General features: G+C 62.1%; 16 protein-coding genes. 15 read left to right on the forward strand and 1 reads right to left on the reverse strand.

The window, feature by feature from the left end; all coding sequences use genetic code 11:
- Positions 1–29: 29 nt before the first annotated feature.
- The 5 genes from Q1V57_RS04780 to Q1V57_RS04800 all read left to right on the forward strand — a co-directional run bounded on the left by Q1V57_RS04780 (position 30) and on the right by Q1V57_RS04800 (position 9,466).
- On the forward strand, positions 30–1,721 hold the full coding sequence (locus Q1V57_RS04780; protein ID WP_300528097.1) for an ATP-binding cassette domain-containing protein: 1,692 nt from the start codon (positions 30–32) through the stop codon (positions 1,719–1,721).
- Positions 1,721–3,019, forward strand: coding sequence for an HlyD family type I secretion periplasmic adaptor subunit (locus Q1V57_RS04785; protein WP_300528100.1), 1,299 nt, complete (start codon positions 1,721–1,723; stop codon positions 3,017–3,019). Before Q1V57_RS04780 ends, Q1V57_RS04785 begins: the two co-directional genes overlap by 1 nt.
- Positions 3,020–3,048: 29 nt before the next feature.
- Positions 3,049–4,308: a TolC family protein gene (locus Q1V57_RS04790; RefSeq protein ID WP_300528103.1), complete on the forward strand. Its 1,260-nt coding sequence runs from the start codon at positions 3,049–3,051 to the stop codon at positions 4,306–4,308.
- A 119-nt stretch (positions 4,309–4,427) separates the two neighbouring features.
- Positions 4,428–8,396 (forward strand): cadherin domain-containing protein, encoded by a 3,969-nt coding sequence (locus Q1V57_RS04795; protein WP_300528106.1) that lies wholly within the window; start codon positions 4,428–4,430, stop codon positions 8,394–8,396.
- Positions 8,397–8,488: 92 nt separating this feature from the next.
- Complete coding sequence (locus tag Q1V57_RS04800) at positions 8,489–9,466, forward strand: NAD-dependent epimerase/dehydratase family protein (RefSeq protein ID WP_300528109.1); 978 nt, start codon at positions 8,489–8,491, stop codon at positions 9,464–9,466.
- On the opposite strand, the gene galU is transcribed toward Q1V57_RS04800, so the two are convergent.
- A complete protein-coding gene (gene galU, locus Q1V57_RS04805; RefSeq protein WP_300528112.1) occupies positions 9,463–10,332 on the reverse strand; it encodes a UTP--glucose-1-phosphate uridylyltransferase GalU in 870 nt (289 codons plus the stop codon). The genes Q1V57_RS04800 and galU overlap by 4 nt on opposite strands.
- Before the next feature lie 130 nt (positions 10,333–10,462).
- Here galU and Q1V57_RS04810 point away from each other — a divergent pair, with 130 nt between their 5' ends.
- The 10 genes from Q1V57_RS04810 to Q1V57_RS04855 all read left to right on the forward strand — a co-directional run bounded on the left by Q1V57_RS04810 (position 10,463) and on the right by Q1V57_RS04855 (position 26,463).
- Positions 10,463–11,524: an acyltransferase gene (locus Q1V57_RS04810; protein WP_300528114.1), complete on the forward strand. Its 1,062-nt coding sequence runs from the start codon at positions 10,463–10,465 to the stop codon at positions 11,522–11,524.
- 75 nt (positions 11,525–11,599) lie between these two features.
- Positions 11,600–12,910, forward strand: a complete 1,311-nt coding sequence (locus Q1V57_RS04815) for a UDP-glucose/GDP-mannose dehydrogenase family protein (RefSeq protein WP_300528116.1) — start codon at positions 11,600–11,602, stop codon at positions 12,908–12,910.
- Positions 12,911–12,989: 79 nt separating this feature from the next.
- On the forward strand, positions 12,990–13,976 hold the full coding sequence (galE, locus tag Q1V57_RS04820; RefSeq protein ID WP_300528118.1) for a UDP-glucose 4-epimerase GalE: 987 nt from the start codon (positions 12,990–12,992) through the stop codon (positions 13,974–13,976).
- Positions 13,977–14,084: 108 nt separating this feature from the next.
- On the forward strand, positions 14,085–15,605 hold the full coding sequence (locus Q1V57_RS04825; RefSeq protein WP_300528120.1) for a phosphomannomutase/phosphoglucomutase: 1,521 nt from the start codon (positions 14,085–14,087) through the stop codon (positions 15,603–15,605).
- Positions 15,606–15,690: 85 nt separating this feature from the next.
- The gene (locus tag Q1V57_RS04830) at positions 15,691–17,466 is read left to right on the forward strand and encodes a glycosyltransferase (protein WP_300528123.1); all 1,776 of its coding nucleotides are present in this window, start codon (positions 15,691–15,693) and stop codon (positions 17,464–17,466) included.
- Positions 17,467–17,553: 87 nt separating this feature from the next.
- Positions 17,554–18,132, forward strand: coding sequence for a dTDP-4-dehydrorhamnose 3,5-epimerase (gene rfbC, locus Q1V57_RS04835; protein ID WP_300528125.1), 579 nt, complete (start codon positions 17,554–17,556; stop codon positions 18,130–18,132).
- A gap of 2 nt (positions 18,133–18,134) precedes the next feature.
- A complete protein-coding gene (gene rfbB / locus Q1V57_RS04840; protein WP_300528127.1) occupies positions 18,135–19,193 on the forward strand; it encodes a dTDP-glucose 4,6-dehydratase in 1,059 nt (352 codons plus the stop codon).
- A 3-nt stretch (positions 19,194–19,196) separates the two neighbouring features.
- Entirely contained in the window at positions 19,197–20,093 is an 897-nt protein-coding gene (gene rfbD / locus Q1V57_RS04845; protein WP_300528129.1) for a dTDP-4-dehydrorhamnose reductase, read from the forward strand.
- Between the two features lie 11 nt (positions 20,094–20,104).
- A complete protein-coding gene (gene rfbA, locus Q1V57_RS04850) occupies positions 20,105–20,974 on the forward strand; it encodes a glucose-1-phosphate thymidylyltransferase RfbA (RefSeq protein WP_300528131.1) in 870 nt (289 codons plus the stop codon).
- 167 nt (positions 20,975–21,141) lie between these two features.
- The gene (locus Q1V57_RS04855) at positions 21,142–26,463 is read left to right on the forward strand and encodes a glycosyltransferase (protein ID WP_300528133.1); all 5,322 of its coding nucleotides are present in this window, start codon (positions 21,142–21,144) and stop codon (positions 26,461–26,463) included.
- Positions 26,464–26,497: the final 34 nt, after the last annotated feature.

Here is a 26,497-nt window from a genome sequence, read left to right on the forward strand (position 1 = left end):
CTAGATGTTGAGCCGCGTGTCCGGAACTGATGAGTAAACCGCTGACCCTGGAGATCCGTTCTCGCCTGCGGCCGCATTTGCGCTGGCTGGCCGGGTTCTCGCTTGCCGTGAACATCCTGCTGCTGGTGTCGCCGCTCTACATGCTGCAGGTCTATGACCGGGTTTTGAGCTCGGGCTCCTATGACACGTTGATCTGGCTGTCTGTGCTCGCCGTGTTCCTGCTGGCGATTTACGGCGCCGCGGAAATCGGCCGCCGCCGCGTCATGGCGCTGGCCGGCGCAGAGATCGAAACCCGTCTCGGGTCGCGCATCTTCACCCAGTTTGAAAACCAGCCATCCGGCCGGGCTGCCCTGGCCCAGAATCTGGCGCGCTTGTCGCGCATCCAGTCCTATTTGCAAAACGGTGCGGCCCTGCCGTTTGCCGATCTGCCCTTCGCGCCGCTCTTCCTGCTGGTTCTGTTTCTTATCCACCCGGTGATCGGCATGATCGGTCTGGCCGGTGCGGTTATTGTTTTCAGCGTTGCAGTGGCAGCCGAGCTGACGTCGCGGCAAACCAGTGCGGTATCGCAATCCATGCTGGGGCAGGCCAATCATCTGGCCGGCGATCTTGAGCGCCAGCGCTCGGCCCTGGTCGCCATGGGGCTGATCCCGGGCGCGTTTCGCCGTTGGCAAGAACAGCGCGATCAAGGCCAGGCACTCGGTCTCAACGCGGCCCGGCTCGATGGCCGTTTTACGGGCATCTCCCGCTCGACCCGTCAGGTGCTGCAGATCGTGGTGCTGGGCGGTGGCGCAGCGCTGGCGCTCAGCCAGCAGATTTCGCCCGGTTCCATTGTCGCTTCCTCGATCATCCTGGCACGCCTTTTGGGCCCGATCGACCAGATCGTCGGTGGCTGGCGTAACACGGTTCTGACCTGGACGGCCTGGAAAGAGTTGCGCGCCTCAATAGACGGCCAGCCGGACGAGGCGGTGTTCACGCCCTTGCCGCGCCCGCAGGCAGAGCTGGACATTGAACGCCTGAGCGTCGCCGTTCCGGGGCATGAGGCACCGCTGATCCAGCCGTTCAGCTTCCGCGCCGAAGGTGGGCAGATCATTGTCCTGGCCGGCGCCATCGGTGCGGGCAAATCCTCGCTCCTGCAGACCCTGTCGGGGGCCTGGCCGCCCGCTGACGGCAGTGTGAGCCTGGGCAAGCGCGCCATGCAGGACTGGGTCAGCGCCGATCGCGGCCGCTATGTCGGTTACGTGCCGCAGGATGTTGAGCTCTTGCCCGCGACCATTGCCGAGAACATCAATCGCCTGACCGGGGCCGACCCGGAGGAGACGATAACGGCGGCGAAACTGGCCGGCGCGCATGACATGATCCTGACCCTCGCGGAGGGCTATGACACGCTGATCGGTCCGGGCGGGGCGCAGCTGTCTGCCGGGCAGGCGCAACTGGTCGGACTGGCCCGGGCCCTGTTCGGGTCGCCACCGCTGGTCCTGCTTGATGAGCCCACCGCCAATCTCGACAGCGCCACCGCCGCCCATCTGATCAAGGCAATCGGCCGGGTCGCCGAAGCCGGGGCTGTCGTCGTGGTCTCAACCCATGACCGGCGCGTGATCGAACAGGCCCATACCGTCCTGCTTCTGCGCAAGGGCAGCGTGCTGGCGGCCCCAGCGGAACAGTATCTCAAGCTCGCCGTCGGACCCGGCGGCGGCGCCCCCGGCAGTCAGGGAGTCGCCTGATGCCGGACAAGCCGCTGATGCAGGATCCGACCATACGCGTCATGGCGCTGATCTGCCTCATCGGGCTGGGCGGGTTTCTCGCCTGGGCCGGTCTTGTGCCGCTCGCCGAGGGCGTGCCGGCCAATGGTCTCGTTGTTGCGGAGAATAATCGCCAGGTCGTGCAGCACCTGGAGGGCGGGATCATCGAGGACGTGATGGTCCGCGATGGTGATCGCGTCGAGGCCGGCGATCCGCTGCTGACCCTGCAGGAAACCGCATCCCTGGCCGTGCGGGACGAAATCCTGCAGGAGATCGCAACCCTGACCGCGTCTCTCGACCGTCTCGCGGCATTGCGCGACGGGCGCGGGGAACCGGACTTCACCAGTCTTGATGGGCTCGAGATCGCAGCGGCAGCGCGCGGTAATGTCATTGAGCGCCAGCGCGACCTGTTCGAGCAACAGCTGGAGGCGTTCAATGCCGATATCGCCGTGCTTGAAGCGCGGCGCGACGGCGAGGCGTCTTCGCGGCGATTGCTGCAGCAGCAGATCGAGATCAATGGCCGCGCCCTTGAAGCGGCTGAAGACCAGGCCGAGCTGGTGCGCGAACGCGTGGGTCGGCAAATGGCCCGGGTCGATGAGTTGCGGGCTCTGGAACGTGACGTCGCCACTCTGGAATCTCAGATCGGCGGGCTGCGTACCCAGGTGCAGCAGTCGGAGACTCTCGAACAGGACCTTGAAGGCCAGATCGCGCAGACGCGGGCGAATTTCCTGCGCGAGCTGTCGAGCGAGCAGTTACAGGTGCGTACCGCCCTGCAGCTGGCCCAGGAGCGCCTCGGCGCAGCCCAGGATGTGCTCAACCGTGTGGTGATTACGGCTCCGCAGAGCGGTGAAGTCCTCAACCTGGCCTATTCCACCCGCGGCGGTGTGGTGCGCCCGGGTGAAACCATTCTGGAGATCGTCCCGGCGGTCGAAGAAGTGACGGTGTCTGCCCGCATCAATCCGGCCGATCGCGACGCGGTCTACCAGGGCCAGGCGGTGCGGACGCGGATGACGGCCTATAAGAGCTGGCTGACGCCGAGCCTCAATGGCGAAGTGACCGGCGTGTCGGCTGATCTGAAAACCGACCCGGCCACCGGTGTGCCGTTCTACGAGGTGCGTATCGTTGTGCCCTCCGATCAGATCGACCGGCTTGAGGGCCTGGCCGTGACGCCGGGCATGCCGGCGGAAGTGTTTATTTTCTCCGGTTCGAGCCGGACCACGCTGGACTATCTGCTCGAACCGATCAGCGAGTCGCTCTTCCGCGGCTCGCGCCAGGGATAGGGCCGGCCGGTCCGCGCCAGGGGGATGAAATGCGCCGTATTGTGACCGTTTCGCTGACAGCGCTGTTGCTGGGTTCCGCTGCGTCGGCCCAGGTCTGCGACCCGCTTGTCGAGAGCATGCAGATCGCCGCGCAGACCGCGCCGGAGGTCAGCGTGGCCGAGGCCCGGGTGCAACGGGCCGAGGCGGATCTCGTCGAGGCGCGCTCCTTGCGCCGGCCGCAGCTCTCCACCTTCGGCCGCAGCGGTGTCGGTGATACCGGGCTGACCTCAAACCAGTTTGACAATCAGCTCGGCCTGCGGCTGTCGCAGCGTGTCTTTGATTTCGGCGATGCGCGGTTTGCCATCGACAGCGCGGAATATCAGCGCCAGCGACTGGTCTTCGATCAGGCCAGCGCGGAAGCCCAGGCGGCCTATGCGCTCGGCTCGGCCTATCTCGCCGCCCAGGAGGCGCGTGGCCGCATGACCGTGATCGCCGAGCGCCGCGAATACTATGCGCGCCAGCTGGCCGCCGTCGAAGCGCTGCTGGCGCGCGGTGGGGCGACCCGGGCTGAGCGGGCCCAGATCGCGGCCCAGCTGGCCGAGGCCGATGCCGTGATGCTCGAACTGCGGTCCCAGGAGCAGCGCGCCGGTGCGCGAGTGGAAGCCTATCTCGGCCGTCCGGCCGGGCTTTGCGGCGATGAGCAAACGGCGGCGGCCCTGGCCGACCGGCTCGATGATTTGCAGACCGCCGACCAGGCGCTCGACGCGGTGATGCAGGGCAATCCGCGCATGGATGCGACGCGCAGCAATATCCGCAGCCTGGAAGCCCAGCGTGAACGCGAGCGCCGCAGCCGGCTGCCCGTCGTCGATGTCGTGGGTATTTCCTCCTACACGTATGATGATGCGCGCGAGGACTGGGATTATCGCGACCGGATCGGCGTCGACGTCTCCGTGCCGATCCTGACCGGCAATGCGCTCGGCGCCCGGGCTGACCGGGCTGAGGCGGTGCTGGAGGAAGAAGAGTACACGCTGCGTCAGTTGCAGCGCGATCTGCGCGAACAGGGCTCTGTGGTTTTCCGCCGGCTTCTGTCGCTGCGCGCGCAGCAGGTTCAGCGCGAGGCCGTGGCGTCGAGCCAGCGGGAGTATTTCGAGGCTATTTCGGGTGAATTCGAGTTCGGTCTGGGGACGCTTCCGGACCTCGTCGAGGCGCGTCTGGACTATGAACGGGCCATGCTCGACCTGGTCGCGGTGGAGTTCGAGCTGAAACGTCAGCAACTCGACCTGATGTTGCTAACAAGCCGTTTGCCCTGAAGCAAAATTGTCTGGACGGGCTGCCCCGCTGGCGGCTAGCGTCCTGCAGCTGGTTTTGAATGGATACGGTCAGGCTGTGCGGGCTGTGACCGTGGACATTCGCGTAAGGGGTAAAGCTTATGGCTGTTTCGTCTGTCATCGCGAGGCAAAAGCGCGCTTCGCAAGTCTCTGCTACGGCACTCATTCTCGGCGCGGCGGCCTTGTTCGCTCCGCAGGCAGAGGCGCAGGAGGGGCAGGCAGGCTTCCGGCCGATCTCCGAATTCGACTTTATCGACAGCTATACGCTGGAAGCCGATGGTTCAGCGCGCTTGGTGCTGAGCAATGGCCGCGTGGTGACGCTGTCGCCGAATGATGTCAGCGCCATTGACGGCGATGTGCGCATCAACCCCGATGCCGTTGAAGCGCCTGTCAGCGGTGGTGAGGCCGCAGCCGGCGGCGGCGGTGCCATGGGCGGCGTTGCGCTTGGCGGCCTGTTGGCTCTCGGTGCAGCAGCCGGAGGCGGCGGCGGTGGGGGTGGCAGCGATGCCCCGTCGACGCCCAACCCGACGCCAACCCCGACCAATCGCGCCCCGGTCTTCACCTCCGAAACCACGGCGACGGTTGCGGAAAACACAACCAGCTCCTTCTACACCGCCACGGCAACCGACGCCGATAACGACACCCTGACCTATTCCATCTCTGGCGGTGCCGATCAGAGCTTCTTCACTATCAACAGCCAGACCGGCGCGCTCTCCTTCACCAGCTCGCCCGATTTCGACATCAACGCCGATGCCGATGGCGACAATGTCTATGAGGTCACGATCCGGGTCAGCGATGGCACCGTTACGGTGACCCAGACAGTCAATGTTACCCTGACCAATGTCGATGAAGGGCCGGTGTTCAGCTCCGGCACGGCCTTCAGCGTCGACGAGGATCAGACCTCGGCCTTCACCGCCTCCGCGACCGATCCGGAAGGCGCCAGCGTGACCTACTCGATCCGCGGCACGGATGCGGCGCTGTTTACGGTCAACGCCAATACCGGTGTCGTCAGCTTCATCAGCGCGCCGGACTTTGATGCGCCGGGCGACGCCAATGGTGATAATGTCTACGTGCTTGAAGTCGTGGCCAGCGATGGCGGTATCGAGACGGTGCAGACCGTTTCGGTGACGGTGGACGAAGTCGTGCCGCCGAATAATGTGCCTGTCTTTACCTCCGGAACGACCGCGAGTGTGGCGGAAAACTCGACCGCAGTGTTCTACACCGCAACCGCGACCGATGGTGACAGCGACCCGCTGACCTATTCGATTTCCGGCGGTGCCGATGCGGCCCTGTTCACGATCAACGGTTCCACGGGCGAGCTCTCCTTCATCAGCGGCGCCGACTTTGACGTCCCCGCAGACGCCAATGGCGACAATATCTACAACGTCACGATCCAGGTCAGTGATGGCCAGGATACGGCGAGCCAGTCGGTCGCTGTGACCCTGACCAATGTCGATGAAGCACCGGTCTTCAGCTCCGGCACATCCTTCAATGTTGATGAAGACCAGACCTCAGCCTTCACGGCGGCTGCGACCGATCCGGAAGGCGCCAGCGTCACCTATTCGATCCGCGGCACGGATGCGGCGTTGTTCACGGTCAATGCCAATACCGGTGTGGTCAGCTTTGTCAGCGCGCCGGACTTCGATGCGCCGGGCGATGATGACAACGATAATGTCTATGAGCTCGAAGTCGTGGCCAGCGACGGTGGTATCGAGACGGTCCAGGCGGTTACCGTGACCGTTGACGAAGTCACTGCCGGCGCGCCGACCATCACGTCTGCCGCCACATCCACCGTCTCGGAAAACCAGACATCGGCCTATGAAACCCGGGCCACTGATCCGAACGGCGACACGTTGACCTATTCGATCTCCGGAACCGATGCGGCCCTGTTCCAGATCAACAGCGCGACCGGCGAAGTCAGCTTCCGCAACGCTCCGGATTTCGAAGCGCCGGGTGATGCCGGTGGTGACAATGTCTATAACTTCACCGTTACCGCGTCGGATGGCTCCAGTTCCGACAGCCAGAATGTGGCTGTGACGGTCACCGATTCCAATGATGTCGGCGATGTGCCGGATAACTCCTCAACCACTGTGAGCATGGTGTCCGGCGGTTCCTATATCGGCAATCTGGAAACCGATGGCGACCAGGACTGGATCCGTGTCGAGCTGGTCGCCGGCCAGCGATACGAGTTCAACCTGTTCGGCAGCGGTGGGGATGAGCTGGATGATCCGTATATCCGGCTCTATGACTCCTCGGGCACTTTGATCGCCGAGAATGACGACATCTCGCTCGGTGTGATCGTCGATTCCCGTCTCGGCTTCACGGTGCAGACCAGCGGCACCTACTACATTTCTGCCGGTTCCTGGATCAATGACCAGGGGCAGGGCACAACGGGCGAATATACCCTGACCGTCGCGCAGACCGATCCGCTGCGGAACTATAGCTATGAGGAAATCGGCGATTACCTGAACCAGAACGGCTGGAATGGGGCGCAGTGGAATATTTCCACTGGCGGAACGCTGACCGTGGATATTACCGGCCTGACCGCTGCCGGCCAGAACCTGGCGCGTGCCGCCCTGCAAGTCTGGACCGATGCCACTGGCATCCTGTTCAACGAGGTCAGCTCGGGCGCCAATATCGTGTTCAGCGATGATGAAGAGGGCGCCTTCGCCGGGCCGAGCGGCATCAGCGGGGGCTTCTTCACCGGGGCGACCGTCAATGTCGGGACCGAATGGCTCGACACCTATGGCACCAATCTCGATGGCTATTCTTTCCAGACCTATATTCACGAGATCGGTCACGCCCTCGGCCTCGGTCATGCCGGCCCGTACGATGGCTCTGCGACCTACGGCATCGACAACATCTATCTGAACGATAGCTGGCAGGGCACGGTGATGTCCTATTTCTCGCAGACCGAGAATACCGAGGTGGACGCCTCCTTCGCCTATATCCTGACGCCGATGCTCGGCGATCTGGCGGCGGTCGCGGATATGTATGGCCTCAATCCGACAATCCGCACCGGTGATACGACCTACGGCTTCAACTCCAATGCGGGCAATCCCATTTTTGACGCGACTGCCTTTACCCAGCCGGTCTCCTATACGGTCATCGATGCCGGTGGCACGGACACCTTCGATTTCTCCGGAAGCGGCGCCAACCAGGTCCTCGACCTGCGCGCCTCGTCCTTCTCGAGCACCCAGGGTCTGGTCGGCAATATCGGGATCGCAGCGACGACGGTGATCGAGAATGCGATCGGCGGGTCCGGTTCCGATACCTTCATCGGCAATGCCGCGGACAATGTCATGACGGGCAATGGCGGCAATGACATCTTCTATGCCAGCGGCGGAAATGATAGCTTTGACGGCGGAGCGGGTGCCAATGACCAGCTGGTGCTGACCGGTACGAGTGGTGATTACAACATCACCACCAATGGATCGGGCAACACCGTCTACACCGATCTGCGCTCGGGGAGCCCGGACGGGGTGATCGAAATCATCTCCATCGAGAGTGTTGTCTTCGGCGGCACGATTCCGGAGACCTCCACCATGCCGCTCGGCGTGTCCGAAGTGCTTGATATCGGCATTGTGGTCGAGGACTTCGGCCATGGCGGCTGTGCGTGCTCGGTGTGCAAGCACACCAAGGGCGAGGGCCAGGACGCTCAGGCTCTGATCTTCGAAATGGATAATGGCAGCGATGCCTGGACCCAGCTGACCGATATTGGCGACACGATCGGCCAGAACAGCAAGTCGAGCATCCAGGTCTCCGAACCCATGACCGGCGCGGTCCTGACCGGTGAAGCGCTGGCCGGTTTCGACGATCTCACCGCACCGCAGGCCGAGACGCCGGACATCGCCGAGATGCGCGATGTGTTTGGCCTTTATGACACCGCACCCCCGGACGCCTCAGCGGCAGCCGACGGGTTCACGGTGCTGTCGCTCGCCGGTGCGCCGATCAAGACCGCCGTGTCCGACAGTGATGTGCCCGTGGCCATCGCTCCGCCGACCGAATTCACTGATCTGACCGAGGATGCCTCGGCTGACCAGCTGGTCGATCCGGAGGGCTGGGGCTAGACCCCGGCCGGCGGTTTTCCGTCGCGGTGCTGTTGAATGTCCGAGACAAATGATCTGCTCTGGCTAAATTCGGCCCGGGCAGATCGGAGGGATTGGCTTTGACCATCCTGGTGACAGGCGCGGCCGGCTTTATCGGATATCATTCCTGTGAGGCTTTGCTCGCTCGGGGAGAGCGGGTTGTTGGCATTGATAATCTCAATGACTACTACGATACGCGGCTGAAACAGGCCCGGCTGGAGCGCTTGCAGCGTCATCCCGATTTCACCTTCCAGCGCTGTGACCTGGCTGATAGCGCGGCGATTGCTGCGCTGGCGGACAGCGTTGCCCCTGATCGTATCCTGCATGTCGGTGCCCAGGCCGGAGTGCGCTATTCCATCGAGGCGCCGCTGGCTTATGCCCAGAGCAATCTGGTCGGCCATCTCAACATGCTTGAACTGGCCCGTTCGCTGGGCGATCGACTCAAGCATTTCGTCTACGCCTCCTCCAGCTCTGTCTATGGCGAGCAGGCCTCGGTACCGTTTGCCGAGAGCGATGCCAATGACACGCCGGAATCGCTCTACGCGGCGACCAAGCGGGCTGATGAGCTGATGTCGGCCAGTTATTGCCGGCTCTACGGTTTTGCCGCGACCGGGCTGCGCTTTTTCACCGTTTACGGACCCTGGGGCCGGCCGGACATGGCCTATTGGCTGTTTGCCGATGCCATGCTCGAGGGGCGGCCGATCAAGGTCTTCAATAATGGGGATATGGAGCGGGACTTCACCTATATCGACGATATCGTCGCCTCGCTCCTGCGTATTCTCGACGACAGCCCGGCCAATGCCCGTCATGACGTCTACAATATCGGCGGTTCCTCGCCGGTGCGCCTGATGGACATGATCGAAACGCTGGAAAAGGCGCTGGGCTGTACGGCGGAGAAAATCATGCTGCCCATGCAGGCCGGCGACGTCACGCGCACCTATGCCGACGTCACCAAGCTGCAGCGGGATTATGACTACAAGCCGTCAACGACGCTCGAGACCGGGCTGACCGCCTTCGCCGAATGGTTCCGGAGCTGGCGGGAAACCCGCTAGCCGAGCATGGATTTGACCAGCTCGCGCGCAGCCGTGCCGTGCTCGCCATTGGCAAGGGCGAAGCCGATCGAGGCTTCCAGATAGCCCAGCTTGCTGCCGCAGTCATAGGGCGTACCTTCAAACTCGACGGCGTCGAAGGCTTCCTTCTGCATCAGCCGCGCCATGGCATCGGTGAGCTGGATTTCGCCGCCGGCGCCTGCCGCCTGGTCTTCCAGATAATCGAATATCGTGCGGTTCAGGATGTAACGGCCGGTGATTGACAGGTTCGAAGGTGCGCTCTCGACCGGAGGTTTTTCGACCATGCCCTTCATGCGGATGCGATTGCCCTGGCGCTCGGCCGGATCGATGACGCCATACTTGTTGACCTCGGCCTCTGGTACCGGATTGACGGCGATCACATTGGCACCGGTTTCCTCGTGAACGGCGACCATTTGCGCCAGGCAGCTCGGCTTGGCATCGACCAGCACGTCCGGCAGCAGGATGGCAAACGGCTCGTCGCCGATAATATCGCGTGCGCACCAGATCGCGTGGCCCAGCCCCAACGGCGCCTGCTGGCGCACAAAACTCATTGTTCCCGGTTCCAGACGGGTCGGCTCAAGCTCTTCTAGGATGGTGGATTTGCCTTTGCCCTCGAGCGTCGCCTCGAGCTCATAGGCCCGGTCGAAATAGTCCTCGATGGCGCCCTTATTGCGACCGGTCACGAAGACGAAGTGTTCAATCCCGGCTTCGCGGGCCTCGTCGACCACATACTGGATGGCCGGGCGGTCGAAGACGGGGAGCATCTCCTTGGGAATGGCCTTGGTCGCCGGCAGAACCCGCGTACCCATTCCTGCAACCGGCAGCACAGCCTTACGAATGCGACCCATTGTTCTTTCTCCCCATTTTGCAGACTAATCGGTTAGCCAAGCCCGTGGCTGCAGTCTATCCCCGAAGGCGTATTTTCTAAGACTAACGCAGCAGCTATACCCTTTGCCGGGGTCAACGAGTGAGTTCGCGATGCCGCGTGCCCAAATCATCGAGGTCCAGTATCTGCGCGCCTTTGCCGTGCTCCTGGTCCTTGTCGGTCATATCAATCAGGCCGAAATGCGGGTTCTGGATGGTGATGTTCTGGGCTCGATCGGGTTTTTCGGATTCTCCGGTGTCGACGTCTTTTTCGTCATTTCCGGATTTATCATCCACACCCTCTATCGTGATCACTCCGGTCTCGACTGGCGGTTTTTTCTCAACCGGCTCAATCGTATCTATCCGATGTACTGGCTGGTCACCCTGGTCGGGATCGGCGGATACATGCTGCTCGGGCGCCAACTGAGCGAGATGGGCGGCAATACCAACTGGCTGACCACGATAACCCTGTTCCCGACCGATCAGTTGCCGCTGCTGGCCATCGGTTGGACGCTGACCCACGAACTGTATTTCTACCTCGTCTACGGCCTCTTCCTGGCCTTGCCATTGCACTGGCGGCCCTGGGCGCTCGGTGGTTGGCTGGCGCTGAGCCTGTTCGGCTTGTCGCGCCTGGGGGGCGATTTGCCAGCGGTTGTCGAGCTTATGATCAGCCCGTTCAATCTGCTCTTCCTCAGCGGCATAGCCCTGGCGCAGTTCCGGCCACGCTTTGAGCGCTGGCGCCTGCTATCCCTCGCATTGTTGGTCGGTGGCGTGGTTCTGGGTCTCTATTGGACATCCTCATACGGTCTCGCCGGTCTCGGCAATGAGTCGATCCGGGTGCTCGTTTTCATGCCCTTTGCCGTCGGGCTGTGTTGGGCGGCGCTGGCCTTCAAACCGGTGCTGCCACAGCTGTTCGCCCGCATCGGCGACTGGTCCTATGTGCTCTATCTCGGCCACCCGCTGGTCATCATCGCCTTCGAATTGCGCCTGGTTCAGGTTTTTGACGGTTGGCCGCTGGATAATCTCGTCTTTTACGCCGGTTGCATTATCGCCAGCCTGGCCGCGGCATGGCTGGCGCATATCCTGGCCGAGCGGCCAGCGCTCGCACTGGGTAAATCGCTCATCGCCCGCATCGGCCGGGGCGAGACCACGCCCAGCGCGGCTAACCGGTCCTGATCGCTACAGAATCATCGCTTGCGCTTGTGTCGCCTAGCGGCGATACCACGCTAGCTGCAGAATAGGAGTTTCGTCATGCGCGTTGCAATGATCGGTACCGGTTATGTCGGACTGGTTTCGGGAGCGTGTTTTGCCGATTTCGGTCATGACGTGACCTGTGTCGACAAGGATGCCAGCAAGGTCGAAACCCTGCAGAGCGGTGGTATTCCGATCTACGAGCCGGGCCTTGATCTGCTGGTTCAGCGCAATGTGCGCGAAGGCCGGCTGCACTTTACCCAAGAGCTCGAAGAGGCTGTGCGCAACGCCGATGCGGTGTTCATCGCCGTGGGCACGCCGTCGCGCCGTGGCGATGGGTTCGCCGATCTGTCCTATGTCTATGCCGCCGCCAAAGAGATCGCTGAGGTCATGGACGGCTATACCGTAGTTGTGACCAAGTCGACGGTTCCGGTGGGTACGGGCGATGAAGTTGAGCGGATTATCCGCGAAACCCGCCCGGACGCCGATTTCGCTGTCGTCTCAAATCCGGAATTCCTGCGCGAAGGCGCCGCAATCGATGATTTCAAACGTCCCGACCGCGTCGTGGTCGGCACGGATGAGGAGCGCGCCCGCACAGTTATGCACGAGCTCTATCGTCCGCTCTTCCTCAACGAGACGCCGATCGTTTTCACCTCGCGCCGTACCTCCGAGCTGATCAAATACGCGGCCAACGCTTTCCTGGCGATGAAGATCACCTTCATCAACGAAGTTGCCGATCTGTGCGAGAAAGTCGGGGCGAATGTGCAGGAAGTGGCGCGCGGCGTCGGCCTGGACAATCGTATCGGTGGCAAATTCCTGCATGCGGGCCCGGGCTATGGCGGCTCCTGCTTCCCCAAGGATACGCTGGCGCTGACCCGTACCGCTCAGGATGCCGGCGCCCCGCTGCGCCTGGTGGAGACCGTGGTCGAGGTCAATGACAGCCGCAAACGGGCCATGGCCGACAAGGTCATCGAGGCCTGCAAGGGCGATGTCAAAGACAAGACCGTTGCGGTCCTGGGTCTGACCTTCAAGCCCAATACCGACGATATGCGCGAAGCTCCGAGCCTGGAAATCATCCCGGCGCTGCAGGAAGCCGGCGCCAAGGTCCGCGCGTTCGATCCGGCGGGCACGCTGGAAGCCGAAAGCCTGTTCGAGAACGTCGAATTCGTCTCCGGCCCGTATATCTGCGCCGAGGATGCCGACGTGCTGGTGATCATCACCGAGTGGAACGAGTTCCGGGCGCTTGACCTGGATCGGCTGCAGAGCTCGATGAAGGCGCCGATCCTGGTTGATCTGCGCAATATCTACACGCCGGACGAAATGAGCGCTGCGGGCTTTGCCTACACCAGTATCGGCCGCCCGGAAGGCTAGAGAACCAACCGGAATCCGGTTGCCGCAGGCCTGCAAACTGGGATAGCCAGAGCTTGCAGGCCAGCCTCCGGGGAGTGGTATGAAGGTTCTCGTCGTTGGTGGCGCCGGATATATCGGCGCCCATATCTGCAAAGCCCTGGCTGCGCGCGGCGATACCCCTGTCGTTTTCGATAATCTCTCCCGTGGCCATACCCATGCCGTGCGCTGGGGGCCGTTGGAACAGGGTGATATTCGCCAGGAGATCGATCTGCGTCGGGCCTTCGAGGCCCACCAGCCAGATGCCGTCATGCATTTCGCCGCCTTCGCCGAAGTGGCTGAGGGCGAGGCCGATCCGCTGGGCTTCTGGGACAATAATGTGGCGGGCAGTCTCAACCTCCTGCGCGTCATGGCAGACGCCGGCTGGCCGCCCCTGGTGTTTTCCTCGACCTGCGCCGTCTATGGGGTGCCTGAGCGGCTGCCGCTGACCGAGGACACGCTGCAGCGGCCCATCAATGTCTACGGCCGGACCAAACAGGCCGTCGAGCGCGCCCTCGCGGATCAGGCGGGCGCCGGTGGTCTGCGCTATGCGGCGCTGCGATATTTCAATGCCGCGGGCGCCAGTCCGGACGGCGAAATCGGTGAAGAGCATGAGCCCGAGACCCACCTGATCCCGAACGCGCTCAAGGCGGCAGCGGGTGTCGGTCCGGCAATGAAATTGTTCGGCACGGATTACGACACGCCTGACGGAACCTGTATTCGCGATTTTATCCATGTCGCCGATCTCGCCCAGGCTCATCTGGCCGCCTTGGACCGGCTGCAGGCTGGAGCGCCGAGTTTCACCTGCAATCTGGGGAGCGGGCAGGGGTATTCCGTGCGCGAAGTGCTCGACGCTGTCGAACGGGTGACCGGCCGAGCGGTTCCGTTCTCCGTCGAGTCCCGGCGGCCGGGTGATCCGGCGCGCCTGTTTGCTGATATCAGCCGGGCGCAACAGCTGTTAGGCTTTGCACCGGAGCGTTCCGGCCTCGAGACCATGATCGCGGACGCCTGGGCCTTTCATCGCGCCCGCTGGAACCTGCCGGCGCAGTAACCTGCCGTCTTCAGCGTCTTCAACCGGACTGTTGATTGTGACTGCGGGCTTGTCTCTCTCGCTGCTTGCAATATGAGGGGAGGGAAGACATTCCGGAGCCGAACCATCATGACCGACACGCCCCATGCCGCGCTAAAGCCCAACTCCTGGGACTTCGAGAACCAGCCGCTGATCAAGCCAACGGGTTTTCGTGAATATGATGCGCGCTGGTGGTTCGGTCATCCCGGGTCCGACAAGACGCCGGAGCTTAACCTCTATGGTATCCAGGCCCTGGGTCTGGGGCTGGGTACGCTGATCCATGAGCTCGGCGTTGAGCCCAAGATCGTCACCGGCCACGATTTCCGCAGCTATTCCCTCTCCGCCAAACAAGCGCTGGAGGTTGGGCTGATGGCCGCTGGCGTTGAGGTCCACGATATCGGCCTGGCGCTGTCGCCCGTGGCCTATTTCGCCCAGTTCGATCTGGGTATTCCCTGTGTTGCCATGGTTACGGCTAGCCACAATTCCAATGGCTGGACCGGGGTGAAAATGGGGGCGGACCGTCCGCTCACCTTCGGGCCGGATGAGATGAGCCGGCTCAAGGAGATCGTACTCGGCGGCCACGGCAAGACCCGGACCGGGGGCGGTTATGTGCGCCAGCACGGTGTTGCCGAGCGCTATATCGCCGATGTCGCCAAGGATGTGAAAATCGAGCGCCCGCTCAAAGTGGTTGCCGCTTGTGGCAATGGTACGGCCGGTGCCTTCGTCCCGCAGGCGCTGAAGGCAATGGGGGTCGAGGTGATCGAGATGGATTGCGAGCTCGACCACACTTTCCCGCGCTACAATCCCAATCCTGAGGATCTGGAAATGCTGCACGCCATGCGCGATGCAGTGCTCGAGCATGGCGCCGATGTCGGGCTCGGCTTTGATGGCGATGGAGACCGTTGCGGCGTGATCGACAATGAGGGCGAAGAGATTTTCGCCGACAAGATCGGTCTGATGCTGGCTCGCGATCTGGCGCCGCTCTACCCCAACTCCACTTTCGTCGTGGATGTGAAGTCGACCGGTCTGTTCACCATCGACCCGGTTCTCGCCGAACACGGTGCCAAGACCGATTATTTCAAGACCGGCCATTCCTATATCAAGCGCCGCTCCAAGGAGCTCGGCGCGCTCGCGGGTTTTGAGAAGTCCGGACACTTCTTCCTGCAACCGCCGGTCGGCCGCGGGTATGATGACGGTCTCGTTGCTGCGCGGGCCGTGCTGCAAATGCTCGACCGCAATCGCGACAAGACGATGGCCGATCTGCGCCGCGATCTGCCGCTCTCCTTCCAGTCGCCGACCATGTCGCCGGCCTGTGCGGACGAGGTCAAATACGGTGTGGTCGAGCGTATTGTCGCCGATTTTCAGCGCCGGGCAGAGGCTGGCGAGAGCGTGGCGGGCTGCAAGATCACCGGCGTCAACACCGTCAATGGCGTGCGCTTCAGCCTGGAAGGCGGTGCCTGGGGGCTGGTTCGCGCCAGTTCCAACACGCCCAATCTGGTCGTGGTGGTCGAAAGCCCGCAATCCCGGGAGCATGTCGTGGAAATCTTCCGCGATATCGAGGCTGTGCTGGCCGCCTATGACGAGGTCGGCGCGTTCGATCAGAAGCTATAGCCGGGCAGGTGTCCGCCATGATCGGCGCGCTTGAGGCTGATTGCGGATCATTGCACCTTGGTGCCCTGAACCAGTGAGGTAGGCCATGGGGTCGGCCCTGCGGGCACTGATCGGGCGGCTGCAAGAGCTTGGCCCGGCCGGGCGCCTGGCGCTTAATCTGATCTATGCCGTGGCGCGCCTCAGTGGGCGGCGCTATTTCGCCGGTGTGTTTCTCGACTATGACGAATGGATCCGGCGTCAGCCCTGTGCGCCGGCGGGCCGCGGGCTGGCGGTCACGGTGGTCGTTCCGGTCTATCAACCCGATATGGCCCAGCTGGAGGAGGCCGTCGCCTCTGTGCTGGAGCAGGCTTATGAACCGCTCGAGCTTGTTCTGTGCGATGACGGTTCCGGCGACAACGTGCGTGAAAGCCTGCGCCAATTGGCCGGACGCGATGCCCGGATCAAGCTGGTTGAGCGGTCGACCAATGGCGGTATCGCCGCGGCGACCAATAGCGCCATTGCCGCGGCGAGTGGCGATTGGGTCGCTTTCCTCGACCAGGACGACCGTCTTGCGCAGGGTGTTTTATCCGCCTGCGCTGATGCGATGAGCGATGACGCGGTTCAGCTTGTTTATACCGATGAAGACAAGATCGACCGGCGGGGCCGGCGGCATGACCCTTATTTCAAGCCGGACTTCAGCCGCGCGCTGCTCTATGGCCGTAATTATCTCAATCACCTGACCCTGGTCCGCCGGTCTGCCCTGACGGCCGTAGACGGTCTGGCTGCCGGTTATGACGGGGCCCAGGATTTCGAGCTGGTTTTACGGGTGCTGGACGCGTTCGGGCCGGCAGCCATCCGCCATGTCCCGGTGATCGGCTATCATTGGCGCCAGGGGCATGCCTCGGGGAGTTTTTCCGACCGCCATCGGGAGGCTGCGGCCGCGGCTGGTGAGCAGGCGCTGAAGCAGCATTTGCGGCGCCTGGGCGGACCGTCCGACGTTACGCTGGAGACGCGCCCGGTTGGCCGCCGGGTTCATTTTGACGGCTCGCCGGATGCCTCGGATATCACGGCGATCATCCCGACACGTGATCGTATTGACCTGGTTGCGCGGGCGGTGGATCAGCTCGGCGATGAGATCTCCGTCATTATCGTCGACAATGGTTCAACCGAGCCGGCTTCGCGGGAATGGCTGCAGCACTTTGCCCGTTCCGGCGCAAGACGCCGTGTTGTCCGCGATGACACAGCGTTCAATTTCAGCCGCCTGGTCAATCTCGGTGCAGCCCGGGCCGAGACCTCGAAACTGCTCATTCTCAACAATGATGTGCACTCGGCAGCGCCCGGCTGGCTCGCCGAGCTGGCGGGGTGGGCCGGTTTCGACTGGGCCGGCTGTGTTGGCGCGCGGCTGGATTATCCCGACGGGCGTTTGCAGCATGGCGGCGTCCTGCTCGGCCTCGACGCGGGAGCCGGACATTTCATGCGCGGCGCTGCGGACGGGGCAGCCGGGCCGTTCGGCCATTTGCAGCTGGTTCGCGGTGTCAGCGCGGTGACGGCGGCGTGCCTGATGATCCGCAAACAGGTCTTCGACGAGGTCGGTGGCTTTGACGAGCACGATTTCCCGGTGACCTTCAGTGATGTCGACTTCTGTCTTCGGGTGCGGGCAGCGGGATATGAGAATATCTGGACGCCCTTCGCCCGCTTGACCCATGAGGAGGGCAGTAGCCGCGGTCGTACCGAGGCGAGTGCCGCTCATCCGGAACATCTGGGCGCCTTGAAAAACCTCAAGCAGCGCTGGCCTAGCGCCATGCAACGCGATCCATTCTCGAACCCGGCGCTGGACCCGCGTTTCGAGCAAATGCGATTGCGCCGGTCAGTGACTGATTAAGTCCGCCCCTGGTGCGGCGGATTTACATATAACTGTGCTGTTGAATCTGTAGAGCAGCACCGCTAAGCAGGCACCAAAGGACCCAGCATGAATATCGAAGACCTCTCCCTCCCGGGTGTGAAGCTCATCACCCCTCGCGTGTTCGGCGATGACCGTGGTTTCTTCATGGAAACCTTCAAGCAGAGCGCGCTGGCCGAAGCCGGGATTGATGTCGATTTCGTGCAGGACAACCATTCCCGCTCCAGCGAAACCGGCACGGTGCGCGGCCTGCACTATCAGGCGCCGCCCTTTGCCCAGTCCAAGCTGGTGCGCGTGGTGCGGGGTTCGATCCTCGACGTCGCTGTAGATGCCCGGCGCGGATCACCGCATTACGGCCAGTCGGTCGCGGTTGAGCTGAGTGCAGCGAATTTCCAGCAGCTCTTTGTCCCGCAGGGCTTCCTGCACGGCTTCATCACGCTCGAACCGGAGACTGAAGTCGTCTACAAGGTCGATAATTACTATTCCGCCGCGCATGACGGATCGGTCCGCTGGGATGATCCCGCCTTGGGTATCGATTGGGGCGAGGCAGCGGCATCGCCCGTGCTCTCGGCCAAGGACCAGGCGGCGCCGCTCTTCAGCGAGTTCGACAATCCGTTCGAATATGCGCCGGCATCGGAGATAGCCTAACCATGAAACTTCTCGTTACCGGCGGTGCCGGATTTATCGGATCCGCGGTCATCCGCCGCGCGATTGGCGAGCATTCCATGTCGGTGATCAATGTCGATTGCCTGACCTATGCGGCCAATCTGGACAATCTCAAGGATGTTGCCGGCGATCCTGGCTATACCTTTGAGCAGGCCGATATCGCGGATGAAGACGCGATGCGGGATGTGTTCGCCAAGCATAAGCCCGACGCCGTCATGCATCTGGCTGCGGAAAGCCATGTCGACCGCTCGATTGACGGCCCGGGGGACTTTATCCGGACCAATATCAACGGCACCTACGTCTTGCTGCAGGCGGCACGCGAATACCTCGATACAGCACCGGCAGAAGTGGCCGAGCGTTTCCGGTTCCACCATGTGTCGACCGATGAGGTTTATGGTTCGCTGGGCGATGAGGGGAAATTCCTCGAAACAACGCCCTATTCGCCGCGCTCGCCCTATTCAGCGAGCAAGGCGAGCTCTGACATGCTGGTAAGAGCCTGGGGCGAGACGTTCGGCCTGCCGATCGTGATCACCAATTGCTCGAATAATTACGGGCCCTACCAGTTTCCAGAAAAATTGATCCCGGTTGTGATCCTCAACGCGCTGCACGGCAAGACCATTCCGGTCTATGGCGATGGCAAGAATGTGCGTGACTGGCTCTATGTCGACGATCATGCCGAGGCTTTGCTGACGGTGCTGGCCAAGGGGCGGCTCGGCGAGACCTACAATATCGGCGGTGATAATGAGATGGCGAATATCGATCTGGTGCGCGAGATCTGCGCCGTGATGGATCGTCTCAAGCCCGACAGTGCCCCGCATGCCGATCTGATCAATTTCGTGACCGACCGTCCGGGCCATGATTTCCGCTATGCGATTGATGCATCGAAAATCAAGAACGAGCTCGGCTGGACCCCAAGCATCAAGGGTTTCGACGGATTGGAGATGACGATCCGTTGGTATCTGGACAATGAGTGGTGGTGGCGCGCCATCCTTGAGCGCGGCCATTCGACCGATCGCCAGGGACTGGAAAAACAAAAGGCCTGAGGCATGAACCGTCCTCACATCCTCATGTTCGGCGCGACGGGTCAGGTTGCGACGGAGATGGTGGCGCAGTCTGAGGCGGCCGGGTTCTCCCTGACCGCGCTGGGGCGTGACCAGGCCGACCTTACCGATCCCGGAGCCATTCGCAGCGCCATAGAGGCAGCGCCGGACGCGACCGTCGCCGTCGTCAACGCCGCCGCCTATACCGCGGTGGATGCGGCCGAGGATGATGCGGCCACGGCCGAGGCCGTCAACGCCGTGGCGCCGGGCGTCATGGCGGCGGCCTGCGCCCGGGCCGGCTATGGTTTTGTCCATATTTCCACGGACTATGTCTTCGACGGATCCAGTGACCATGACTATGCGGAGAGCGACCCGGTTGCGCCGCTGGGTGTTTATGGGCGCAGCAAGCGCGAAGGTGAGGTTGCGGTGCTTCAGGCCTTGCCCGATGCGGTTATTCTGCGCACGGCCTGGGTGTTTTCCGCGCACGGAAAGAATTTTCTCAAGACGATGCTGCGCCTGGCGGAAAGCCGGAATGAACTTGGCATTGTCGATGATCAGCGCGGCGGCCCGACTCCGGCCAGTGGCATTGCCGATGCGGTGCTGCGCGTGATCCAGGCAGGCCAGGGCAATTCTGGCTGGACTGGTGGAGTTTTTCACTATTGCGGTGCTCCAGCGGTCAGCTGGCGCCAGTTCGCCGAGGCGATTTTTGCCTCAGGCGCGAAGTACGGTCAAAATGTGCCGAAGGTGAATGCGATCACCACGGCTGATTATCCGACACCGGCGGCGCGGCCTGCCAATTCGGTGCTCGATTGTGCCCGGATCAAAGGCATCTACGATATCGACCAGCCGGACTGGCGTCGCGCTGTTGACGCCGACGTGGCCGCTCTGGTCGCACAGAATTAGGGGGACGGAATATGGAACGCAAAGGCATTATTCTGGCGGGCGGGAGCGGTACGCGCCTGCACCCGATGACCATGGCCGTCTCAAAGCAGCTGATGCCTGTCTACGACAAGCCGATGATCTATTACCCCCTCTGGTCGCTAATGGCCGGCGGGATTCGCGAGGTTCTGATCATCACCACGCCGGAGCATAATGAACTGTTCAAGGTTCAGCTCGGCGATGGCTCGCAATGGGGTATGCGGATCGAATACGCCGTACAGGCGCGTCCCGAAGGCCTGGCCCAGGCGCTGATTATTGCCGAGGACTTCCTCGCCGGCGCCCCGAGTGTTCTGATCCTTGGCGATAATATTTTCTACGGTCAGGGTTTTCGCGAACTTTGCGTATCGGCCGCGCAGCAGCAAAACGGCGCGACGATCTTCGCTTACGAGGTTGATGATCCGGAGCGTTATGGCGTGGTCGAGTTCGACGCTGAGGGCAATGCATTGTCCCTGGAAGAAAAGCCTGAAAACCCGAAATCCAACTCTGCCGTCACCGGATTGTACTTCTATGACGGCCGGGCCAGCGAATTTGCCAAGGCCATTACGCCGTCCGAGCGTGGTGAGCTGGAGATCACGGATCTCAACCGTGTCTATCTCGATCGCGGTGAGTTGCAGGTCAAGCGGATGGGGCGGGGCTATGCCTGGCTGGATACCGGAACGACGGAAAGCCTGCTGGAAGCGGCTGAATTCGTACGCGTAATTGAGCGGCGTCAGGGTTGGAAGATCAGCTGCCCTGAAGAAGAGGCTTTCAAACAAGGCTGGATTAATCGCGATCAGTTGGCGGCACTGGCCGAGAAGATCAGGAAATCCGCCTATGGCCAGTATCTGCTCAAGTTACTGGCTTGACACATTGACTTGGTAGACGGTGGTTCCGCTTAGTCAATTCATTCGATAAGTTTACGCAACCGAGTCCCGATTGTTCTCGGTGCGTAACGAATTTTCGCTGAACCGGGTGCGGGGCCGGAGCGGGCGAGGCAGGGTAGCAGGGGGCAATAATGGCGGACGGGAATCAAATGGCGGAAACGAAGACCGAGGCGAGCGGTACGACCGGCCGCCCACTGGTCATCGTGGCCGGCATGCACCGTTCTGGTACCTCGGCGATCACCCGCATGGTGAACCTGACCGGTTTCGCAATTGCCGACGATCTGATGGCTGCCGCCGAGGACAATGAGCGGGGTTTCTGGGAATCGGAGTCGCTCGCTGCCTATCACGATCGCTTCTTTGAGGCGGTCGATTATTCCTATGATTGTGCCCGCCAATTACCGGCTGATGCATTGACCGGGACAGCGGCCGAACGCCTTCATGACCGCATCGTCGATCACCTGCAATCCCTTCCGCAAGAGGGTGGGGTAATCGTCAAGGACCCTCGTATTTCGCTGGTGCTCCCGATCTGGCTGCGGGCCGCCGACATGCTGGGGATGGCCCCCAAGCTGATCATCGCCGTCCGCAACCCGCTCGAGGTCGCCGCTTCGCTTGATCGCCGTAATCGGTTTTCCTACCAAAAGTCTTTGCTGCTCTGGTTGCGCTATCTGGTCTCGGTTGAGCGCAATAGTCGTGAGGTGGACCGGGTCTCCGTCAATTACTCAGACCTGTTGAAAGACTGGCGCGTCCAAGCCAAGCGGATATTCGACAAGCTGGGCCTGGGTGAATATGCCGACACCGAGACCCATGGGGCGGAGATCGACGAGTTCCTGTCGCCGGAGCTGCGCCATCACGATTTTGATGATCACGCGGTGTTTGAAGACCCGCGGACCACGACCTGGGTGCGCGATGTGTTCCAGGAATTGCGCCGGACCGGGCGCGATGAACCGGATCGTCTGGTGCAGACCGTCGATGCCGTTGCCATGCATCTCGATGCCACGGGCGATATTCTCGAACAGCTCATCGCCCAGCAGGATAACCTGATCTATGAGCTGGCGCAGGAACGCGACGGGATTGAGCGCGAGCTGGATGACGCTCGCGAAGCGGTGGATCGCGAACAGGCGCTGCGTGTCAGCGGCGAAGCGGATGCGGCGACCAAGCAGGCCTTGGCCGAGGAACAGCGCGCCGAAATCGAGAAGCTGCAGCGCAAGCTGCTTGAGGAGCAGGAAAACTCCAAGGCTGCCAACGCTGAAGTGCGGGCTGAGGAATTGGACAAGATGCTCGAAAAGCGCATGTCCGTTTTCCAGAAGCGCGAAGAGCGTATGCAGCGCGAGCTCGAGGAGGCGCGTCTCCTCAATGAGCGCCGCGAGCAGGAGGTCAAGGACCTCGCCGTGCGTCTGGCTGTCGCCGACCAAGCCCTGAGCAATCGCGAGGTTGATATTGCTCGCCAGCGCGATGCGCTCGAGGCTGCCAAATCGGACATGGCGGAGCAGGCCGACCAGGCTGAAATTGTCGCCCTGGGGCATCGCGAACGCATCGTCGAGCTGGAAGAGCGCCTGGCCCGTATCGTGGCCGAGAATTCCGAGCTGGTCGGGGCAACCGAGCAGGAGCGCCGGCAAGTTGCCGATGTGCAGAAGGAATTGGAGCAGGCGCGCAACGAGATCGATCGTCTGCGAAGTGATGGCGAGGCGCTCGAAAAGCTCGTTGACGAACGCTTGGTTCCGCTCGTCGCCGTCGATGATGATTTTCGCGGCCGGGCGCATGAGCTTGAAGTCGAACTGTCGACCGCCGAAAGACGCCGCGAAGAAGTGGCGAAGCAGCTTGAGCTGGAGCGCTCTTCAACCTCCGATCTTAAACGTCAGGTGCAGCAGGCGCAGGCCCGCGTGCGTGAGGTTGAGGAATTGCGCGATGAGGCCGTCGACCGGCTTCAGGGAGACCTGGAGAGTGCCCGGGAGGAGTTGCGGCGTCAGGGCGATCAGCAACGACAGGCCGTGGGTATTGCGGAAGGTGAGATCGCGTCGCTTCGGACCGCGCTCAGCCATGCTGAGCGCCAGCTGGCCGTTGCCGAAGTCCGCGTGGAATATCTCGACAGCGAACGTCAGGACGTATCCGAACGGGTCCTGCAGCTCACCAGCGACCTTAGCGCGGCGCGAGACGAAGCCCGCAGAGCCGGCGATGAGCTCCATAACGCCCAGTTGAACCTGTCGGAACAGGTCAAGGAAACCGCGCATTTGCGCGAAGAGCGTGATCGCTTGCGCGAACAGCTCGACGGTCTCGGCGATCTGCGTGACACAGCTGCCGAGCTGCGCCTTGAGCTGGGACTGGCTGTCTCCGAACGGGATCGCCTGACAGCCGAAGCCACTGAACTGCAAAAGCAGATCAAGGCTCTTGCACCGCTCCAGGTCAAAGTTGAGACCAAGCAGGCCGAGCTGGTCAAGCTTCGTGCCGAGCGAACCACTCTGAAAAAGGCCGATCAAAAACAGCAGCGCCGTATTGGGGCGCTGGAATCCGATCTGGAAAAGCTCAAATCGCGTCTTGATGCTGCGGTCAGCGAGCGCGACGGAGCGCTAGCCCAGAACCGGGATATCGAGGCGCGCCGGTCCGAGGTCGAGGCGGCGTTGAATGCGGCGCATGAAGAGCGGTCTGCTCTTAATGCCCAAGCGGACGAAATGGCCGCCGCCCTTGAGCGTCTGGAAGCGGACCTCAATGTTGCCCAGGCCGCTGCCGATGATGCAGTGACGCGGGAACAAATGCGCATCTCTGCCCTGGAAGCTGACCTCGAGGCGGCACGCGGAGCGACGGCGACGGCGGTGTCGCAGGCTGTCGATGAAGCATTGAACGGAGCGCCGGCCGACGGCAGCGAAGCGAGCGGCGAGGCGCCGATTGTGGCGAGCCTCGACCCGGTCTCCGGTGCAGAGCTTGAAGCGCTGCAAGACCGCAATGACTGGCTCATGGACCGGCTCAAATCAGCGCGTCCTGTCGCAAGCGATTTGTCGCGCCGGATGATGGATGCGGGCGTGGTCGGGCGTACGGCCGCACTGATGCTTGGTCTTTATGCGCCGGTCCGTTCGCGCAATCCGTTGCGCGCGTCCAAGCTGGCCGTTGCGGCCGAACAGATCCGCGCCAGCGGTGCGTTCGATGAAGAATTTTACCTGGCGCGCAACTGGGATGTGGCGGTCGCCAATGAAGACCCGGTGATCCACTACCTGACGAGCGGAGCGCAGGAAGGCCGCGATCCAAGCGCTGATTTCTCCAGCGCAGGATATCTTGAAGCCAACCCGGACGTGGCCCGCTCAGGGGTTAATCCGCTGCTGCATTTCATCCGTATCGGCCGCGAGGAGGGCCGGATATCCCGGCCCACGATCGCCCAGAGCCAGGAGTATGACCCGCTGCACAGCGCGGACGGTGACCCCTACGCCTTGCGGCCGGATGATTGCGTTATTCCGGAAGTGAAGGCGGGTGAGGCGTTCATGGAGCGCTTTGATCTGCTCGGCGAGACGCCGGACTTTGCAGGTGCCGTGGCGTCCCTCAATGATGACAGCCGTGTCGCGGCCTGTATCAACGCGAATAGCGATCAGGACCCGGTGGTCTCCATCGTCGTGCCGGTCTATGGCCAATTGCCCTATACGCTGAACTGTCTAGATAGCCTGCGCCGCCATGAGAGCCGCTTCCGCTTCGAGGTGGTGGTCTATGACGATCGCTCACCGGACACGGTAACCGGTGAGTTCCTGCCTCAGGTGGACTGGATCAACTATGTGCTCGCGGATGAAAACCGGGGCTTTATCCACGCCTGCAACGCCGGTGCATCGGTCTCGCGCGGTCAGTATTTCGTCATGCTGAACAATGACACCCGGGTGGTGCCGGGTTGGCTGGACGAGATGATCGGGACATTCGAGCATTTCCCGCGAGCCGGTCTGGTCGGGTCAAAACTCTTCTATCCAGACGGCAGCCTGCAGGAAGCCGGTGGCATTGTCTGGCAAGACGGATCGGCCTGGAATTATGGCCGCAATGACGATCCGAACCGGCCTGAATACTGCCATGCCCGGCAGGCCGATTACATTTCGGGTGCTGCGATCGCCCTGACCAGCGACCTCTGGCATGCCTTGCGCGGTTTCGATGGCGAGACCTATGAGCGCGCCTATTACGAAGATACCGATATGGCGTTCCGGGTCCGTGAATCGGGCTGGCAGACCTGGATGCAACCGCAATCGCGCGTCATCCACTATGAGGGCAAGACGTCCGGCACGGATGAAGGTGCCGGTGAGAAGGCTTACCAGGCCTCCAACCGGGTGCGTTTCTACGAGCGTTGGAAACATGTCCTCGCCGGGCATCGCCCGAACGCCGAGCGGCCGTGGCGCGAAGCCCAGCGTGGATCTCAAAAGCTTGCGCTGATTATCGATGCGACGACGCCGACACCGGACAAGGACTCCGGTTCCCTGGACGTCGTCAACCTGTTCCACATGTTGCAGGAAATGGGCTATGCCTCGGTCTTCGTGCCGGAGGATAATCACCTCTTCTTCGGCGATTATACCCGCGAGCTGCAACGAACCGGCGTGCAATGCCTCTACCATCCGTTCTCGTTGCCGTTTGAACCTTTCCTGGAGAAGTTCGGAGCCGAGTTCGACACGGTGATACTGCACCGTATGGACACGACCTCGAAATGGTTCGACAAGATCCGCGACTATTGTCCGGATGCGAAAATCATCTTCAACACGGTGGACCTGCATCACATTCGTGAGCGCCGCGAAGGTGATTTGAAGAATGATCCCGAGCTGATCTCACGGTCTGAGCGATCCGAGAAGATCGAACTCGATCTGATCCGCCGGGCTGACCATTCCATCGTCGTCAGCAGCTATGAGCGCGATGCCCTGCTCAAGCGCGAGCCGGACCTGAGAGTTTCACACCTGCCGTTGATCCGGGCCGTGCCGGGATCGGAAGCAAGCTTCGCGGCGCGTCGCGGTCTCGTCTTCGTCGGCGGTTTTGCCCACGCCCCCAATCTCGATGCGGTCAAATACTTCGTCGAGAACGTTTGGCCGGGCGTGCGCGAACGTTTGCCCGATGCCGTCTTCCGCATCGTGGGCAGTAAAATGCCCGATGAGGTTTTCAACCTGGGTGGCTCGAACGGTATTGAAGCGGTCGGCTTTGTGCAGGAGCTGTCTGATGTGCTCGATGCCAGCCGTCTCATGGTCGCACCGCTGCGCTTTGGAGCGGGGGCCAAGGGCAAGGTGATCTCCAGCCTGTCACACGGCTTGCCATGTATCGCGACACCTGTGGCGGCGGAGGGTATGACCGCGGATGAGCGCGACGGTATTGTCGTCCGCGACGGTGCTGCGGAGTTGTGCGAGGCGATCGTGCGTCTTTATGATGATGCGGAAGCTTGGGGTCGTGCTTCGGAAGGCGCTATTGCGTTTTCCAAGCGCAACAACTCTTTCGACCGCGGTATTGATGTGCTTCGCAACGAAGTCGGCCTGTAGCTCGCTTCGACCTTCTGGATTTCCGCTTGGAGCG

Origin of the sequence: Maricaulis sp. (assembly GCF_030149425.1) — a bacterium.
Lineage (GTDB): Bacteria > Pseudomonadota > Alphaproteobacteria > Caulobacterales > Maricaulaceae > Maricaulis.

Bases quoted from the DNA above. Each gene is read 5' to 3' on its own strand.
- Q1V57_RS04855 (WP_300528133.1), top strand. From the start codon at position 21,142: ATGGCGGAAACGAAGACCGAGGCGAGCGGTACGACCGGCCGCCCACTG.
- galE (WP_300528118.1), top strand. From the start codon at position 12,990: ATGAAGGTTCTCGTCGTTGGTGGCGCCGGATATATCGGCGCCCATATC.
- rfbB (WP_300528127.1), top strand. From the start codon at position 18,135: ATGAAACTTCTCGTTACCGGCGGTGCCGGATTTATCGGATCCGCGGTC.
- rfbD (WP_300528129.1), top strand. From the start codon at position 19,197: ATGAACCGTCCTCACATCCTCATGTTCGGCGCGACGGGTCAGGTTGCG.
- galU (WP_300528112.1), bottom strand. From the start codon at position 10,332: ATGGGTCGCATTCGTAAGGCTGTGCTGCCGGTTGCAGGAATGGGTACG.
- Q1V57_RS04795 (WP_300528106.1), top strand. From the start codon at position 4,428: ATGGCTGTTTCGTCTGTCATCGCGAGGCAAAAGCGCGCTTCGCAAGTC.
- rfbA (WP_300528131.1), top strand. From the start codon at position 20,105: ATGGAACGCAAAGGCATTATTCTGGCGGGCGGGAGCGGTACGCGCCTG.
- Q1V57_RS04825 (WP_300528120.1), top strand. From the start codon at position 14,085: ATGACCGACACGCCCCATGCCGCGCTAAAGCCCAACTCCTGGGACTTC.
- rfbC (WP_300528125.1), top strand. From the start codon at position 17,554: ATGAATATCGAAGACCTCTCCCTCCCGGGTGTGAAGCTCATCACCCCT.
- Q1V57_RS04790 (WP_300528103.1), top strand. From the start codon at position 3,049: ATGCGCCGTATTGTGACCGTTTCGCTGACAGCGCTGTTGCTGGGTTCC.
- Q1V57_RS04785 (WP_300528100.1), top strand. From the start codon at position 1,721: ATGCCGGACAAGCCGCTGATGCAGGATCCGACCATACGCGTCATGGCG.
- Q1V57_RS04780 (WP_300528097.1), top strand. From the start codon at position 30: ATGAGTAAACCGCTGACCCTGGAGATCCGTTCTCGCCTGCGGCCGCAT.
- Q1V57_RS04830 (WP_300528123.1), top strand. From the start codon at position 15,691: ATGGGGTCGGCCCTGCGGGCACTGATCGGGCGGCTGCAAGAGCTTGGC.
- Q1V57_RS04810 (WP_300528114.1), top strand. From the start codon at position 10,463: ATGCCGCGTGCCCAAATCATCGAGGTCCAGTATCTGCGCGCCTTTGCC.
- Q1V57_RS04815 (WP_300528116.1), top strand. From the start codon at position 11,600: ATGCGCGTTGCAATGATCGGTACCGGTTATGTCGGACTGGTTTCGGGA.